Here is a 15,661-nt window from a genome sequence, read left to right on the forward strand (position 1 = left end):
TCCACCAAAACCTCAACGATGAAAAATCTTACAATGCTATTGGTATTTGTTTTTGTTTTTAGTTTATTTGGCTATTCCCAAAAATCACCCGCTGGGCTGGTAGTTGTGGGTTCTCATTGTGCCAGTGGCGATTACGACTACTACTTTTTCTCTGATAAGCAAGTAATAGCCGTTTGGGCTTTGGGCGAAGAAGCTAGCCTCCTAACAGGCGGCGTAGCCAAAGGCACTTGGAATACCAATAGCAAAGGGGAAACTGAAATTACTTACGATTATATGTGGGAGTTTGTTCCAGCCCCCAATGCCCAAGTTGTTATGGTAGCCGCCCAAACCATTTACGACTCATACGAGGCAAAGCTCAACAAAAATCCTAAATCTTTATCAACCAAAATGCTCGTAACAATAGGCGAAGAGGGTTGCTCAGTTACTAAAAAGCACAATTATAGCAATGCTAACGATTTTTTTCTCAGCTTGCTGAAAGCCCCAAACTTCAAAAGGCAGTTTGCTTTCACCTCTGAAAAAGTTCTTTCCGAAAAAGACTTGGCACGTTACAGCAAAGCGGAACTTGAAATTATGCGAAACGAACTATTTGCTCAATATAATCATAATTTTCAAAATCCTAAATGGAAGAAGTATTTTACAGAAAGAGGCTCGCTCAATTTTGTATCTAATTCAGAAGTCTTTTTTACCGATATTGAAAAGAAAAACTTGGCGACTATTCGGGCTGTAGAAAGTAAAAAACGTTAGCCAATCTATCTTCTCTTTTCAAATTATTAGCTATTTTTGTCCAAAAAATTCGCTATGAACATACTCGTTACAGGCGGGCTGGGTTTCATTGGCTCGCATACGGTAGTGGCTTTGGTAGAAGAAGGCTTTACGCCTATTATTGTGGATAATTTGAGCAATTCAGAGCTATTTATCAAAGACCGCATTGAGCAAATTATCAAACAAAAAGTTACGTTTTACCAAGCCGATTGCAACGATTATGCGGCAATGGAAAAAGTTTTCCAAGAGCATAGCCTTGAAGGGGTTATTCATTTTGCCGCTTACAAAGCCGTTGGCGAATCGGTTGCCGAGCCGCTCAAATATTATGAAAACAATCTTTTCTCGCTTATCAATCTGCTGAAAATAATGCAAAAATTTTCGGTGCAGAAGTTGGTTTTTTCTTCTTCTTGCACCGTATACGGACAAACCGAAAAGTTGCCCGTAGATGAAAACAACGCGGTGCTACCTGCTTTTTCGCCTTATGGCAATACCAAACAAATTGGTGAGGAGATTTTGCAAGATGTAGTAAGAAGTCAAGCGGATTTGCAAATCATTTCTTTGCGATATTTCAATCCTATTGGGGCTCACCCATCGGCACTTATCGGAGAGTTGCCACGTGGCGTGCCAAATAATCTCGTACCTTATATTACACAAACAGCGATTGGCAAACGCCCCTTCTTGAATGTTTTTGGCAAAGATTACCCCACTCCTGATGGCACGTGCATACGCGATTTCATACACGTATGCGACCTTGCCGAAGCCCACGTAAAAGCACTTCAATTTTTGCAAAATCAAAAGGGTAGTTTCATTGATTTTATCAATGTAGGTACAGGCACAGGTAACTCGGTATTAGAGGTTATTCAAACTTTTGAGCAAGTAAGTGGTAAAACTTTGCCCTATCAGTTTGCTCCTCGCCGCAGTGGTGATGTTACAGCCATTTATGCCGATGCCCGCAAAGCTGAAAAAATTTTGGGTTGGAAAGCCCAAAGAAGCCTTGCCGATGCCCTTGCCGATGCTTGGCGTTGGGAACAAGCTATCCATAAGCAAACACTATAAAACGGAAAGCAAGCGTAAAAATAAGAATAAGAAACTGGGAGATTGAAGTTTCAAAATCAAAACTTTATAGATTTTTTAGTCTTGTATCCTGTTTCCTGCTTCTTGTTTCCTGTTTTTATTACTACTTTCCTGCAAAATCCTCATAAAAAGCCTCTTCAAAGGTCAGATGAGAAGGCTCGCCTTTGGTAAGAACCACCCAAACCAAATACAACACTACAAAAGGCGAAAGAAAATACATTGTAGCGGTAACATATTCAGGCGTCCAGTAGGGCGTTGTAGCATATACCAACACATACAGCGTGGATATAAGCAAGGGCAAACGAATTTTTCGCATAATAATAAGCATTTTTTAGGTGTAAAAATTTACTTTCAGAAAGTTTAGAGTGAGGATTTGATATTTGAAATCCCAATCTCTCCTAATTTCTTGATTTATGTTTCCTACTTCACTTTCTTTTTTTCCAATCAAATTCATCATCATCTTCATCATCAAACTTGCCGAAATCTTTGGTATTGAACATTCCTGAAAGCAAATCTGAAAATTGAAGGCTTCGGGTAAGCATTTTCTTGGAAAGTTGCGAATATTCGGCAAGTCCGTGTAAAGCAAATTCCATCATCAAAAATTTTTCATTTTCTATAAGGTTCTTGAAAGTGCTTTGCACTAAATTTTCCAAACCTTTTACTTTTCGTAATTCGCGGCGATAGCTTTCATTAGAAGCCTCGTTGAGTAAATCCAAAGTGTTTCCTGCACCAAACCACTCCAAAATTTCGTGATATGGATTTTTGTCTTTCATTTTTTTGGCTTTTTCGGGTTCAGGAAAATACTGCACAAATTGAGTGCGAATAGCTTTGGATATAAGATGTTGGGCTACATTTGCCGTACCTTCTTGCTCACCTTCATAAACAAGCTCAATTTTACCTGTAATAGAAGGTATTACCCCTATCAAATCGCCAATACGAGCATAAGTCTGTGTTTCATTATTCAAAAGCAAGCGTCTTTCGGCGGCACTCACCAGATTTTCCAAAGCTGAAATCGTCAGGCGTGCCGAAACACCACTTTTAGCATCAATGTACTCACTTTGTCGGGCTTCTACGGCAACTTGTTCAATGAGGTTACGTAGTAGCTCGCTCACTTGCACTCTATCTTTTTGCTCTCGGGCAAGATGTGCCTCTTGGGCGGTGATTTTCTTTCCGATATCAATGCTTTTGGGATAATGCGTGAGAATTTGACTATCAATGCGGTCTTTGAGAGGAGTAACAATAGAGCCTCGGTTCGTATAATCTTCGGGATTGGCAGTAAAAACAAACTGAATATCTAGCGGCAAACGCATCTTAAAACCTCTGATTTGAATATCCCCTTCCTGCAAAATATTGAACAAAGCAACCTGAATGCGAGCCTGTAAGTCGGGAAGTTCGTTGATGACGAAAATACAGCGATGTGAGCGAGGTATAAGCCCAAAATGAATGACACGCTCATCGGAATAAGGAAGTTTGAGGCTGGCGGCTTTGATAGGGTCAGCATCGCCAATAAGGTCAGCTACCGATACATCAGGCGTAGCTAATTTTTCGGCATAACGTTCCGACCTATGAAGCCAAGCGATGGGCGTTGCATCGCCTTTTTCGGCAATAAGGTCTTTGGCATAACGAGAAATAGGATTGAAAGGGTCATCGTTGAGTTCTGAACCTGCTACCACAGGGATATACTCATCAAGTAAATTTACCATTAGGCGGGCAATGCGTGTTTTTGCTTGCCCACGCAAGCCCAAAAGTATAATATGATGTTTGGAGAGAATTGCCCGCTCTATATCAGGAATAACGGTTTCCTCATAGCCCCAAATGCCTTCAAATGGGTTTTCGTGTTGGCGAATTTTACGAATAAGATTTTCTCGTAATTCTTCTTTGATAGAACGCACCTGATACCCTGCGGCTTTCAGTTCGCCGAGAGTCTGCAAGGAAAGCAAACTTTGTGTAGATTTCATCGGAATTGTTAATTATTTCCATTAAAACGCATTTGTGCAAAGATTGTTTTTCAAAAGCAAAAATTTACTATCTTGCAAAAGTTTTGTGCAACGAAAAAATTTCAAATTTATTGTTTGCTCACTTAATTTTTTTTACAAGTATGTGTAAAGTCATCATTACGCAATCCAATTACATTCCTTGGAAGGGCTATTTTGATGCTATCCACCAAGTTGATGTAGTTGTTTTGTATGATGAAGCTCAATACACCAAACGCGATTGGCGAAACCGCAATATCATCAAAACACCCCAAGGAACCCATTGGCTCACCGTTCCTGTGAAAGTGAAAGGTAATTTTTTTCAGAAAATACAAGAAGTAGAAATTAGCGAAAAAGATTGGGCAAAAAAACATTGGAAAACCCTTGAACACAACTACAAGAAAGCCAAATGTTTTGAGCAAATTGCTCCTATTTTGCAAGAATTTTACCTAAATACCCAGCATTTAATGCTTTCTGAAATCAACGTAGAGCTTATTCGTATGGTTTGTAAAATATTAGGCATACAGACCCCTATTTATTTTTCAAAAGATTTTCCTATTTGCCAAAATGGCAAAAATGAAAGATTGATTGATATTTGTCAGCAACTCAATGCTACCGAGTATTACACAGGGGCTTCAGCCAAAAATTATCTTGATGAAACTCTTTTCAATGCTCGTGGCATCAAGGTTTGCTATCTGGATTACAGCGGCTATCCCGAATATACTCAACTTTACGGCGATTTTATTCACGAAGTTTCCATTGTAGATTTGCTTTTTAATGAAGGTTTCAATGCCCCCCGTTTTATGAAATCTTTTTCAGAAAAAAGAAATTTTGCACCTGTATTTTGAGTTTTCAATTCATTTTTCTTGTTTATGAAAATTTCTGTTCTTACTACGCTTTATTACTCCGAAAACTACATACAAGAATTTTACAACCGAACCCTTGCTTGCCTCAAACAAATCCCTTGTGCCTATGAAATTATTTTTGTCAATGATGGCTCGCCTGATAACTCACTAGCAAAGGCGATTTTGCTTGCCCAAAAAGACGAAAATGTAAAAGTCATAGAACTTTCTCGCAATTTTGGTCATCACCCTGCTTTGCTTACTGCCCTGCAAAACGCCACAGGCGATTGGATTTTTCTGATTGATAGCGACCTTGAAGAAGCCCCCGAATTGCTACTAACCTACTGGCAAACCTTGGAGCAAAATCCCGATTTTGATGTTATTTATGGTGTTCAAGAAAAACGGAAGGGCAATTGGTTTGAAAAAACAAGCGGCAAAGTGTATTACAAACTATTTAGCCTTATTTCGGATATTGAATACCCCGCCAATACGCTCACTGCCCGCCTAATGAGCCGAAAATACGTGCAAGCTCTTTTGCAATATCCCGAACGAGAAATGGATTTGTGGTGTATTTTTCAGATGGCGGGCTTCAAACAAAAGGCTGTGGTTGTAAGCAAAGGTTTCAAGGGCAGTTCTACCTATACGCTCAAACGCAAATTTCAGATTGCTCTCAATACCATAACTTCTGTAAGTCATAAGCCTTTGTATTTTGTTTTTTATTTGGGCTTGTTTATTACACTTTTTGCTTTGGGCTATATTGCTTGGGCTTTTTATCAGTATTTTGCTTATGATGAAAAAATTGAGGGTTGGACAAGTCTTGCCGTTTCTATTTGGGCTATTGGAGGCTTAATTCTTTTCAGTATCGGTATTTTGGGTATTTATTTGGCAAAAATTTTCTTGGAAATCAAACAAAGACCCAGAAGCATTATTAGGAATGTGTATGAAAGGCATAGCGTAGAAATTGAAAGCAAGAGCCTCTAAATTTGAGATTTTTTGAAATTTATCACCAAAATTATGCAAAAAATATTAGAAACACTGAACGAGTTTTATGCCGAGCAACTTGCTTTGCACGGCTCTACTGCCCAAGGCGTAAATTGGAAAGATGAAAAAGCCCAAATAGGCAGATTTGAACAACTGCTGAAAATTTTGCCACCCAATGCTCCTTTCAGCATTGCAGATTTGGGTTGTGGTTATGGAGCATTAGCCGAATTTATGCAAAAAAAAGGCTTTCAAAATTTTACCTTTTACGGCTACGACCTTGCCCCTGCTATGATTGAGCAAGCTCACAAAACCTATGCCCACCTTAATTTTGCTACGTTTCAGCTTATTCAGCACCCAAAAGAAATGAAAGAAGCAGATTATATCGTAGCAAGTGGTATTTTTAATAAAAAATTAGAGTTGAAAGAATACGAATTTTTGGGCTATATCTTAGAAACTTTGGATATAATGCACGAAAAGAGCCTTAAAGGTTTTGCTTTCAATATGCTTACCAGCTATTCGGATAAAGAAAAACAACGCCCCGACCTATACTATGCCAATCCTTGCTTTATGTTTGACTATTGTATGCGGAATTTTTCTCGTGATGTTGCCCTTCTGCACGATTACCAAATGTTTGATTTCACTATTTTGGTAAGAAAATAAAAGCAACAACATCACCCAATAGTGATGTTGTTGCTCATATTTGAAGTAAGAGGTCTAAATTCTCTCTTTGGGCAATTGAATAACAAATTCTGTTCCTTTACCTTCCTCGCTATTTACGAATATTTGCCCATTATGCTTTTCAATGATACCAAAAGTAATAGAAAGCCCTAAACCCGTACCTACCCCAACAGGCTTGGTGGTAAAGAAAGGCTCAAAAATTCGGCGTTTTACCTGTTCGCTCATTCCCACGCCATTGTCTTTGATACGAATAATCACATTTTCAGCCTGATTTTCGGTGTAAATGGTAATTTCGCCGTCTTTTCTATCTTCAGGTATCGCCTGAATAGCATTGTTAAGGATATTCATAAATACCTGATTGAGCTGACCCGGATAGCAAAGAATTTCAGGCATTGTTTCATCATAGTATCTCTTGACTTCTATTCTACCCTTCATTTTGTTGTTGAGCAGAATAAGCGTAGATTCAAGTGCCTCTTTGATATTTGCCATTTTGCGTTCTTCTTCATCAAGACGGCTGAATATACGCAAGCCTTTCACAATTTCCATAGTGCGTATTGCACCTTTTTTGATGTCGGCAACCAGATGCTCAATATCTTGCGTCAAATCTTCAAAGCCTAATTGGTCTTTAAGTTCTTTGGCTTCTTGGATAATTTCCTCTTTGTTGCCGTTGGCGGAGTCTAATTCATTGTACTTTTTGACAATCTCCATCAGGTCGTCCAAAGAAATTTTGAGGGTATCAATACCATTATACACAAAATTGATAGGGTTATTGATTTCGTGGGCAATACCCGCCGTAAGTTGCCCTAGCGAAGCCATTTTCTCGTTATGTACAAGTTGTCCTTGGGTTTCTTTGAGCTGTGCCACCAGTCTATCAAGCTCTTCTTTTTGCTTTTTCTCAAGCTCTAAGGTTTCTTTGAGTTGTTTTTCAGCCATCATCAGCCTTTCATTGGCTTCTAATTGAGCCTCTGCCAAAGAACGCATATCATCTTCTGCCTTTTTAGCTTTTTCCAGAGCATTTTGAAGTTCTATTTCAGCCTGCTTACGTTCAGTAATATCACTTTCAATAGCAATAAAACCTGTAAGATTATTTTGTTCATCAAAGAGAGGCGTAATATTGATGCCCAACCAGTAGCCCCTACCCGATTTGGAGTAGTTGTAAATTTCTTGATAGAAAGATTTGAGCGAAGCAATTCCCTGACGAATGGCAAATACATCAGCAGGATTTGTTTTTTCACCTTGCAAAAATGAACCCGGTTTTTTGCCTTTTACTTCTTCCAACTTGTATTCTGTCAGTCTTTCAAAACCTTCATTTGCCCATTCTATCAAGCCATTGGCATCAGTGATAATAATGGCATTATCCGTTTTGGAAGCCACAAGAGCCAAGCGTTCAATTTCTTTTTGAGATTTTTTAAGGTTTTCAAAAGCAATCTGTAACTCCTCCTCTGCTTTTTTACGCTTATCCGCCTCTATCATTAGCGAAATAATTTCAGAAATAGAACGAGCAAAGTTTTCATCTTCCAAAGTCCATTGTTTGAAATCTTTGCCTACATACTCGCAACAAAGCACCCCCTTCAGTTGCCCTGCTACACGGATAGGTACATCAAGCATAGAGTTGATACCCAAAGGTTTGAGATAAACTTCCGAAAATTCATAAGTATATGGGTGCGTGTGAGCATCATTAGCTACAATAGCCAAACCACTTTGTACCCCTTCGAAATAAGCAGGGAAGTCTTTGGCAAAGAGTTCCACACCCGCCGAGTGCTGATTTTTTGTTTTTTCAAATAAATCGTGAGAGATAATACTTGCACCTGTATAGTCCCAAATACTTACTCTTTCAATACCCAAGCCTTCTGACGCCGCCTCTGTAATTGCTTGAAATGCTTTTTCCAAGCTACCATATTTATCAAAAGGCTTAGTTGAAAGTTTGGTGAGGATGGTATTGTATTTTTCTAATTTTATCTGACGCTCTTTTTCAGCTTTTTGGGCAAGCAAAAGTTTTTCGTTTGCCTCCAATTGAGCTTCAGCGAGTTGCCTCATTTCACGTTCGGCTTTTTCAAGTTCTTCGGCACGTCTGCTCAATTCTTTTTGAGCAAGAGCCAAACTGCTAGTAATCACTTTTTGCTGTTCAAGAGTTTCTTCCAACTCTTTTTTAGATTTTTCTGCTTCCCTTTGAGCCAAAAGTAGCCTTTCATTAGCCTCCAATTGAGCTTCCGCAAGCAAACGCATCTCTTGCTCTGAGCGAGCGGCTTTTGACAAAGCTTCTTCTAATTCCTTTTTAGAATTTTCAATTTCTCTTTGAGCAAGTAAAAGCCTTTCATTCGTTTCCAATTGAGCTTCCGCAAGCTGACGCATTTCTTTTTCAGAGCGAGCTACTCTTTCCATAGTAGCTTGCAGTTCTTTTTCATTTCTTACTTTGATAAAAGTAGAAGCAACAATATTCGTAACAGCTTCCAAGAAATCTATTTCACTTTGCTCCCGTTTGTGTCCGTGAGGTAAATACACCACCAATGCTCCCAATGCCTCCTCCTGATAGAGAATTGGGATATTGTAGTGTCCGTGTTCTTTAATGCCTTCAAAACGAGTAGTATGGCGTTCATCTACGCAATGAGCATATTGGGTTTCTTTGGTTTTGATAGCCAAACCGCACAAACATTGTCCTGTTTTGATGTTGTGGCAAAGTTCTTGGATTTTAGGGCTAATATTTTTTTGCCTTACGAGCTCATACGTTTCGCTTTCACCTTCTTTTTCTAAGAAAATACCTACCCCAGGCAAAAGCTCCAAAAACTTGATTTCACTCAAAACATCAATGGTAAATTCTAAAAATTCGTTGAAATTAGAGCTATTCGTCAGAATTGACTTTTGCAATATTCTGTTCAGAGCATCTTGCTTCTGAACCGTGGTAGCCAGTTCATTTTTAGTTTTTTCTTCTTGTTTTTGTGCCAAAAATAACTTTTCGTTCATTTCCATTTGGGCGTCAATGAGTTGCCTCATTTCTTGCTCCGTTTTTTCAAGTTCTCTTGCTTTCTTTTGAGCTTCTTCTTGGGCGGCAATAAGTTGCTGATTGATGCGATTTTGCTCAATCAATGTCTTTTGTAATTCTCTTTGAGCAACTAAAAGTTTCTGGTTAGTACGTTCCTGACGTTCAAGAGCCAAACGAGTTTCCTCTTCTGCCTTTTTCAACTTTTCGTTTTGTTCTTGTACTTGCTTTTGAGCTACAAACAAATCCTCGTTCAGTTTCAATTGCTCCTCTGTAATCTTACGCAGTTCTTCTTCCGATTGAAGCATTTTCTTGTTTTTCCTTTCCAATTCATCAATAAACTCCTCCATTTTGCGAGTTACAGGAGCAAAATAAAATATTGCCAAAAGTAACAAGACGCCTAAAATGGTAACTCCCACACTCCAAGCTATTAGAGCAGTTGTATCCGTACGTCCTTTGGCTTCTTTTTCGTACTGCCCCACAATTTCATTCATAATGGGGAAATACTTGGCTTCATTTTCCAAAATAATTCCTGCATTATTTTTTATTTCAAGTTTTTTGGTTTCATCACTTACTACCAAAGAATAATCGTTGGCGGCAATAGCCGTAGCGGCAGTTTGGATTTGCTCATAAAAAGGTTGCAACTCTTGAAACTTTTGCATAGTAACAGGAGAATTTTTGGGGCTTTTGATGCCTATCACCATATCTCCTTTCAAAAGTGCCTGATGAGATTTTTGCCACAAATCCAAACTTTCAGAAAGCTCTTTTTTGTAGGTTTGGAAAGTATCTATACTACTAGTTTGAGATAAAATAACAGAACTTTTGGCAATTTTTTGCACCAAAGCCCTTTGCCTGCTGGCTATGTTGATAAGTTTTGCATCTTCTTCCGAAGCCGTAAAACCGAGTTGTACAGCTACCTCCGCTAAAATCACGAAAACAGCTACAATCACAAGAGCTACAATGTATGTAGTTCTAAAACGTTTCATAACAATAAATTTTTATTTGTGTGGAACGAAAACAAAAATCTTGTGAAATTTACAAATCCTAAATGAATTTGCAAAATATTTCAGCCTTGATTTAGAAGCATTACAAAATTATTTATGAAAGCAGATTTGAAAAAGTTTAGGTTTTCAAGTTTGAGATTTTTGAACTATTATACCCTAAAACCTCAAACTTATGAACCTACAAATAAACTTGCGTTCAAAATACATTCAGCTTTCCATATAAATAATTTGACTTTGAGGCAAATACACTCCTCTATCTTTTCAAATACACGAAAACTGCAAGCGAATCGGAACGCAAAACTAATTCGTTGCAATTGTATTCTGCCTTAAAACGATAAGCCTTAGTGGTATCGGTGAAAAAACTGCGTGTTGCAGGAATAAAAGTTAAATCCAGAGTACTTGCATCAAATTTATACTCCCCAAATTCTTGTATTACTTGATTTTTGTCTTTCCATTCATAGTCTTTTTCTGCTAAAAACAAAGACCATTCTTGTATGGCATAGGGTACAAAAGGCAAACCGCTGGGGTCTGTAATACGCTCTACTACAAAAGGTTGAGTAGTTCTACATACATTTATTTCCTCTTTTTTCTGACAAGCTACCACTATGTAGAACAAAACACCGAAAATCCCAAGCTTTCGCAACATACTAAACATTTTGAAGCAAATCTACAAAAAATTTATACGAAAACAAAATCCGCAAAAAAGGCAATTTTATCTTGCCAGTTCAATATTTACAGGTTTGCCCTTGATGGTTGCATTTTTCATCTTCTTGATAACTTTGGGAGCATCTTCTTTGGCTACTTCTACAAAAGAAAACTTTTCCAAAATATCAATTTGCCCAATATTTTTGAAAGCTATCCCTGTTTCACCTGTAAAAGCCCCAACAATATCATTAGGGCGTACCCTATCCATTTTGCCTACATTCAAAAACAAACGAACCATATTTTTGTTTGCTGTTCGTCTTTCTTTTTCTTTGCCAAAACTTTTTTCTTTTGAATTTTCTTTACTTGCCTTAAAATCTTGGATTTCTATATCCAGATACTCTGTTTTTTGATGTTGCCATTGCATTTGTATCAGGGCTTTGATAATGGCTTCGTCTTTTAAGCCTGCGTGGCGAAGTTGTGTGAGCAAAGGTTCAAAAGTGCTTAAATCTTCGTTTTGTGCGATAGACGCAACTTTTTCTACAAACTGGGCTTGCTTGATACCTATCAAATCTTCAATAGAAGGTACTACCCCTCTTTTGATTTGCTTTTTAGTAAAATCCTGAATTTCACGCAAGCGGAAAAACTCTCTGCCTACTACAAAGGTAAAAGCCTTCCCCGATTTGCCTGCTCTACCCGTTCTACCTATTCTATGTACATAATATTCAGGGTCTAAGGGTATATCATAATTGAAAACGGCATCAACCCCCGAAACATCAATGCCACGAGCCGCTACATCAGTAGCCACTAAAACATTGATAGCTCCATCACGAAACTGCTTCATTACTTTTTCTCTTTGTCTTTGGCTCAAATCGCCGTGTATGGCTTCGGTTTTATAGCCCCTCTCTACCAGTTCCAAAGCCACTTCATCAGATTTTTTCTTGGTATTGCAAAAAACAATCACTTGCTGTAAATTGTAAAAATCTATCAAGCGACACATCACCTCCAATTTGGCAGTAGCTTTGATTTCATAAAAGAGTTGCTCAATATTTTCGGCAGTTAGCTCGTTGCGAATAACCTTTACAATTTGTGGCTCATTCTGGAACTTCTGTACAATAGCCAAAATAGGCTTGGACATAGTAGCCGAAAAAAGCAAAGTTTGGCGTTCAAAAGGCATTTCTTCCAAAATGGCTTCAATATCTTCTCTAAAACCCATATCCAACATCTCGTCTGCCTCGTCCAACACAACGGTATGGATATGCTCGGTTTGGAAAGTTCCTCTCTCCAAGTGGTCAATGATACGCCCGGGCGTACCTACTACCACCTGCACTCCTGCTTTCAAAGCACGAATTTGGCGGTCGATAGGGTCTCCGCCATACAGCGTAACGACACGAATTTTTTTGTATTTGGCGAGTTTTTCAAACTCTTCACTTACTTGCAAAGCCAGCTCGCGAGTAGGACAAAGTACCAATACCTGCGGATTTTTACTTTTTTCGTTAATTTTCTCTAAGGAAGGAATAGCGAAAGCGGCGGTTTTCCCCGTGCCTGTCTGTGCCATTCCAACTATATCTTTTCCTTGTAAAGCCAAAGGAATAGCTTCCTTCTGAATAGGAGAAGGCTCTGTAAAGCCCATATCGGCAACTGCCTTTAATAGGCTTTCAGAAAGGTTTAATTCTGTGAATTTCATCATCTTGCTATATTAAATGAAAAAACGAGAGGCTAACTCTCGCTTTTAGGGTTATGCTTCTTTTTTGGTTTTGGTAGATTTCTTTTTAGGCTTTTCTGTTTCCGAAGTAGTTTCTTGCTCTTGGGTAGTTTCAGTTTTCTTTTTGGTAGAGCGTGTTTTCTTGGGTTTCTCTTCGGTTGCAGGCTCCTCTACTTTATTTTCAACTTCGGTGGTTTCTGTTTTCTTTTTGGTAGAACGTGTTTTCTTGGGTTTCTCTTCGATTGCAGGCTCCTCTACTTTATTTTCAACTTCGGTGGTTTGAGCGGGTGTATTATCTACTACCTGAACCTCCGTTTCGGTTGCGGGTGTTTCTGTACTTTCTACGGGTGTTTCTTCTTTCTTTACCAATACGTCGGGGGCTTCGCGAAAGAGAATTTCGTACCATTTTACGAGTTTTTTCACATCAGAGGGATATACTTTTTCGCTATTGTATTCAGGCAAAACCTCCTCAATGAAAGCCATCAAATCGGCACTATCGGCTTTGGCATTGATAGGCAAAGAGCCTTGATATTTTTCGTGTATTTTGAATAAAACCTCCTCCAATGCAACAGAGCCTTCTTGGGTAGTAGTGTAGATAGAAATTTCTTTCAAGATAGAAACTTTTTCGGAAACGCCCACAGCCATTTTACGTTTTTGAGCGTCTAAAGTTTCTACAATTACCCCTGAACGAGCAGGCTTTAAGATACGAAATAAACCTTCTTTTCCCGAAATTGCGGCGATTTCTTTTAATTCCATAATTACGCTATTTTTTCAAAAAGGGCTACAAAGCTAAAACATTCCTTGCGAAAAGACAAATTTATCTGTTGAAATTTTGATTTAATTCGTACAAAAAGAGTTTTAGCTCCTCCAATCCTTGCTTTTTTTCTGCCGAAGTAACAAAATAACGAGGGAATGTTTCAAAATATTGCAAAAGTTCTTCTTTGTACAAATTTTCTTGTTTGCTTTGTTGCAATTGAGAAAGTTTATCTGCTTTCGTAAAAACGATAACGAAAGGCAAAGCATTCTGCCCAAGCCAAAGCAAAAACTCAATGTCATTAGCTTGTGGAGGCAAGCGTAAATCTATGAGTGCAAGCGTACAAAGCAAATTTTCACGTTTTAGCAAGTAATTTTTTATCATTTTTTCCCAATGCTCGCGTTCTTTTTGGCTCACTTTGGCATAGCCATATCCAGGCAAATCTACCAAATACCAAGCGTTTTCTATAAGAAAATGATTGATATGCTGTGTTTTGCCAGGTGTTTGGGAAGTTTTAGCCAAATTTTTTTGCCCCACCAAAGCGTTTATCAATGAAGATTTGCCCACATTAGAACGTCCAATAAAAGCATATTCGGGTTTATTGGCGGGCGGACATTGCTCTAAACTAACGCTACTTTTCACAAATTTTGCTTCCATAATTTCAAAGGATTGGAGTTCAATAAATTCAAAGAATAGTGTCTAACATCTTGCTTCCCGTTTCTAACACAAATTAGACCTAACTCAGCTATTCATAAATTCTGCAAATCTACTATCTTTCAAAACTTCTTGCAAAATTCGGTGATGTTTGTGCAAAGTAGAAAGCAAAAAAACCGATTCTTGGCTATTAGCAAAAGCTATAATAGGCTGTTCGGGACAAAGCTCGTCCTGATGTGCCAAAAAAATTTGCATTTTCATTGTTTTCTGAGCCAAAATCTGACTAATATTTTTCAGTTGTGGAGAAAAATTTTTTTGTGAAAGCCAAGTTTTCCATAAAAGCAAGCGTTTGGGAGGCGTATCTGTAAAGTTTTTAATTTGTCTATATTTTACTTTGGAAATCAAAGATATTTTACTTAGAAAATTAGCAATGGGATAAATCCATTGAGGGTGGCGTACAAATTGCCAAAAAAGTGGTTTTCCCCACAAAGAAGTGGCAAATTTATACCAAAAACGCTTCTGGAAGCCATCGGGAGCTACAAGCGTAATTTTCTCAATTTTCTCACTAAAATTTTCAAGAATAACCAAAGCCACCTTTGCCCCAATACTAAAAGCAAGCAGATTAAATTTTTCTATCTGTTGTTTTTGGAAAAATTTTTCAAAAAGTTTCAACACTTGGCTTTTGGAAGGCTCTCTACCAAACGAAAGCAAATCAAAGCTAAAAATTGTGTATTCGGGCAAAGTATTTTCCAAGTATTCAAATACCTGCGGGTTTTGCCCAAAGCCGTGAAAAGCCAGCATACATTTTTTACCTGTGCCAATTTGCAGGCATTGTAGATTTTCTATTTGCAAATACTCACCCGTTTGAGGCATTTATCAAGGGGATTTTTTCAAAAAATACTTTATTCTTTACTACCACTATAGCCCACAAATGCAATAGCTCCTTACCTTGTAAAACTTCATCATCAGTGTAATACGCCCATAATTGTTTTTTTGCCTCTTGCATTGTAGCTTTCAGCAAATTTTCTTGTTCTTTTTTCAAATATTTCAGTTCTAATGCAAACTGATGATGCGTATTGGGGTTGTTGGGACGAATAAAAAGTTCTAAATCAATATACTTGCCACCCTCAATTTCTCTTTCGCTTTGCACCCAAAAAATATTTGACTGCACCAAATAAGCCACAAAAATCATTTTGATATGTTTTTCATCAAAACGAATAAAATCGCGATTTGAAAGTTTTTGCAGTAACTTTTCTATCAAAGCAAAAAACTTTTCAGGATTACCTGTAAGAGCCATTTCCGATACTGCCATTTGTACTTCGTCCTGAAAGTAGCTCAAACCTGCATACCCTTGCAAAACTTCCGAATAAAACTTCCAATATAATTCCTCTATCACCTTATTGGGAACTCTGAAAGCCAATATCCCATTAGAATACACTTCTTGCAAGGTAAGATTTCCTAAGTAAAACAAAAAATTTACAAATTCCTTCTTGCCGAAGTCTTTTTCAAAATGAAACTGATATATCTGCTCGCTTTCTACAATGCCTTTTTCTAAAACTTCCTCCAAAACCTGCAAGTTTGCCTGCAAATTCGCTACTTTGAACATCTGTTTGAG

At 38.1% G+C, this 15,661-nt stretch carries 14 protein-coding genes; 5 read left to right on the top strand and 9 right to left on the bottom strand.

From position 1 onward, the window contains the following. Positions 1-18 precede the first annotated feature (18 nt). Both ACWITO_RS10160 and galE read left to right on the top strand, forming a co-directional pair. On the top strand, positions 19-744 hold the full coding sequence (locus ACWITO_RS10160; RefSeq protein ID WP_448529882.1) for a YARHG domain-containing protein: 726 nt from the start codon (positions 19-21) through the stop codon (positions 742-744). A gap of 54 nt (positions 745-798) precedes the next feature. Beyond that, positions 799-1,818 carry a UDP-glucose 4-epimerase GalE gene (gene galE / locus ACWITO_RS10165; protein ID WP_448529883.1) on the top strand — a complete coding sequence of 340 codons (1,020 nt, stop codon included), beginning with the start codon at positions 799-801 and terminating at the stop codon, positions 1,816-1,818. Between the two features lie 121 nt (positions 1,819-1,939). Here the strand turns inward: galE and ACWITO_RS10170 are convergent, their stop codons facing one another. Further along, a complete protein-coding gene (locus ACWITO_RS10170) occupies positions 1,940-2,152 on the bottom strand; it encodes a hypothetical protein (protein ID WP_448529884.1) in 213 nt (70 codons plus the stop codon). A 109-nt stretch (positions 2,153-2,261) separates the two neighbouring features. Continuing rightward, a complete protein-coding gene (locus ACWITO_RS10175; protein ID WP_448529885.1) occupies positions 2,262-3,794 on the bottom strand; it encodes a magnesium chelatase in 1,533 nt (510 codons plus the stop codon). Positions 3,795-3,934: 140 nt separating this feature from the next. Between ACWITO_RS10175 and ACWITO_RS10180 the strand changes: the two genes are divergently transcribed. The 3 genes from ACWITO_RS10180 to ACWITO_RS10190 are packed head-to-tail and all read left to right on the top strand — an operon-like array spanning position 3,935 to position 6,292. Next, a complete protein-coding gene (locus tag ACWITO_RS10180) occupies positions 3,935-4,657 on the top strand; it encodes a WbqC family protein (RefSeq protein ID WP_448529886.1) in 723 nt (240 codons plus the stop codon). Positions 4,658-4,681: 24 nt separating this feature from the next. After that, positions 4,682-5,632 carry a glycosyltransferase family 2 protein gene (locus tag ACWITO_RS10185; RefSeq protein ID WP_448529887.1) on the top strand — a complete coding sequence of 317 codons (951 nt, stop codon included), beginning with the start codon at positions 4,682-4,684 and terminating at the stop codon, positions 5,630-5,632. Positions 5,633-5,665: 33 nt separating this feature from the next. Next, positions 5,666-6,292, top strand: a complete 627-nt coding sequence (locus ACWITO_RS10190; RefSeq protein WP_448529888.1) for a class I SAM-dependent methyltransferase — start codon at positions 5,666-5,668, stop codon at positions 6,290-6,292. Between the two features lie 54 nt (positions 6,293-6,346). On the opposite strand, the gene ACWITO_RS10195 is transcribed toward ACWITO_RS10190, so the two are convergent. From ACWITO_RS10195 to ACWITO_RS10225, 7 genes are all read right to left on the bottom strand, one after another. Continuing rightward, positions 6,347-10,273 (bottom strand): ATP-binding protein, encoded by a 3,927-nt coding sequence (locus ACWITO_RS10195; RefSeq protein WP_448529889.1) that lies wholly within the window; start codon positions 10,271-10,273, stop codon positions 6,347-6,349. Positions 10,274-10,544: 271 nt separating this feature from the next. Continuing rightward, a complete protein-coding gene (locus tag ACWITO_RS10200) occupies positions 10,545-10,937 on the bottom strand; it encodes a hypothetical protein (protein ID WP_448529890.1) in 393 nt (130 codons plus the stop codon). 66 nt (positions 10,938-11,003) lie between these two features. Further along, positions 11,004-12,620 carry a DEAD/DEAH box helicase gene (locus ACWITO_RS10205; RefSeq protein WP_448529891.1) on the bottom strand — a complete coding sequence of 539 codons (1,617 nt, stop codon included), beginning with the start codon at positions 12,618-12,620 and terminating at the stop codon, positions 11,004-11,006. 51 nt (positions 12,621-12,671) lie between these two features. Continuing rightward, on the bottom strand, positions 12,672-13,394 hold the full coding sequence (locus tag ACWITO_RS10210) for a DUF5606 family protein (RefSeq protein ID WP_448529892.1): 723 nt from the start codon (positions 13,392-13,394) through the stop codon (positions 12,672-12,674). Between the two features lie 61 nt (positions 13,395-13,455). Beyond that, positions 13,456-14,049: a ribosome biogenesis GTP-binding protein YihA/YsxC gene (yihA, locus tag ACWITO_RS10215; protein WP_448529893.1), complete on the bottom strand. Its 594-nt coding sequence runs from the start codon at positions 14,047-14,049 to the stop codon at positions 13,456-13,458. Between the two features lie 84 nt (positions 14,050-14,133). After that, complete coding sequence (locus ACWITO_RS10220; protein WP_448529894.1) at positions 14,134-14,919, bottom strand: alpha/beta fold hydrolase; 786 nt, start codon at positions 14,917-14,919, stop codon at positions 14,134-14,136. Further along, positions 14,903-15,661: PD-(D/E)XK nuclease domain-containing protein (locus tag ACWITO_RS10225; protein ID WP_448529895.1), on the bottom strand; the 759-nt coding region annotated here is incomplete at its 5' end. The genes ACWITO_RS10225 and ACWITO_RS10220, both read right to left, overlap by 17 nt.

This window comes from Raineya sp., from assembly GCF_053497555.1.

Excerpts from the sequence above, each read along its gene's own strand:
- ACWITO_RS10200 (WP_448529890.1), bottom strand. The coding sequence starts at position 10,937 with ATGTTGCGAAAGCTTGGGATTTTCGGTGTTTTGTTCTACATAGTGGTA.
- ACWITO_RS10210 (WP_448529892.1), bottom strand. The coding sequence starts at position 13,394 with ATGGAATTAAAAGAAATCGCCGCAATTTCGGGAAAAGAAGGTTTATTT.
- galE (WP_448529883.1), top strand. The coding sequence starts at position 799 with ATGAACATACTCGTTACAGGCGGGCTGGGTTTCATTGGCTCGCATACG.
- ACWITO_RS10170 (WP_448529884.1), bottom strand. The coding sequence starts at position 2,152 with ATGCGAAAAATTCGTTTGCCCTTGCTTATATCCACGCTGTATGTGTTG.
- ACWITO_RS10175 (WP_448529885.1), bottom strand. The coding sequence starts at position 3,794 with ATGAAATCTACACAAAGTTTGCTTTCCTTGCAGACTCTCGGCGAACTG.
- ACWITO_RS10160 (WP_448529882.1), top strand. The coding sequence starts at position 19 with ATGAAAAATCTTACAATGCTATTGGTATTTGTTTTTGTTTTTAGTTTA.
- ACWITO_RS10195 (WP_448529889.1), bottom strand. The coding sequence starts at position 10,273 with ATGAAACGTTTTAGAACTACATACATTGTAGCTCTTGTGATTGTAGCT.
- ACWITO_RS10185 (WP_448529887.1), top strand. The coding sequence starts at position 4,682 with ATGAAAATTTCTGTTCTTACTACGCTTTATTACTCCGAAAACTACATA.
- ACWITO_RS10190 (WP_448529888.1), top strand. The coding sequence starts at position 5,666 with ATGCAAAAAATATTAGAAACACTGAACGAGTTTTATGCCGAGCAACTT.
- ACWITO_RS10180 (WP_448529886.1), top strand. The coding sequence starts at position 3,935 with ATGTGTAAAGTCATCATTACGCAATCCAATTACATTCCTTGGAAGGGC.
- yihA (WP_448529893.1), bottom strand. The coding sequence starts at position 14,049 with ATGGAAGCAAAATTTGTGAAAAGTAGCGTTAGTTTAGAGCAATGTCCG.
- ACWITO_RS10220 (WP_448529894.1), bottom strand. The coding sequence starts at position 14,919 with ATGCCTCAAACGGGTGAGTATTTGCAAATAGAAAATCTACAATGCCTG.
- ACWITO_RS10205 (WP_448529891.1), bottom strand. The coding sequence starts at position 12,620 with ATGAAATTCACAGAATTAAACCTTTCTGAAAGCCTATTAAAGGCAGTT.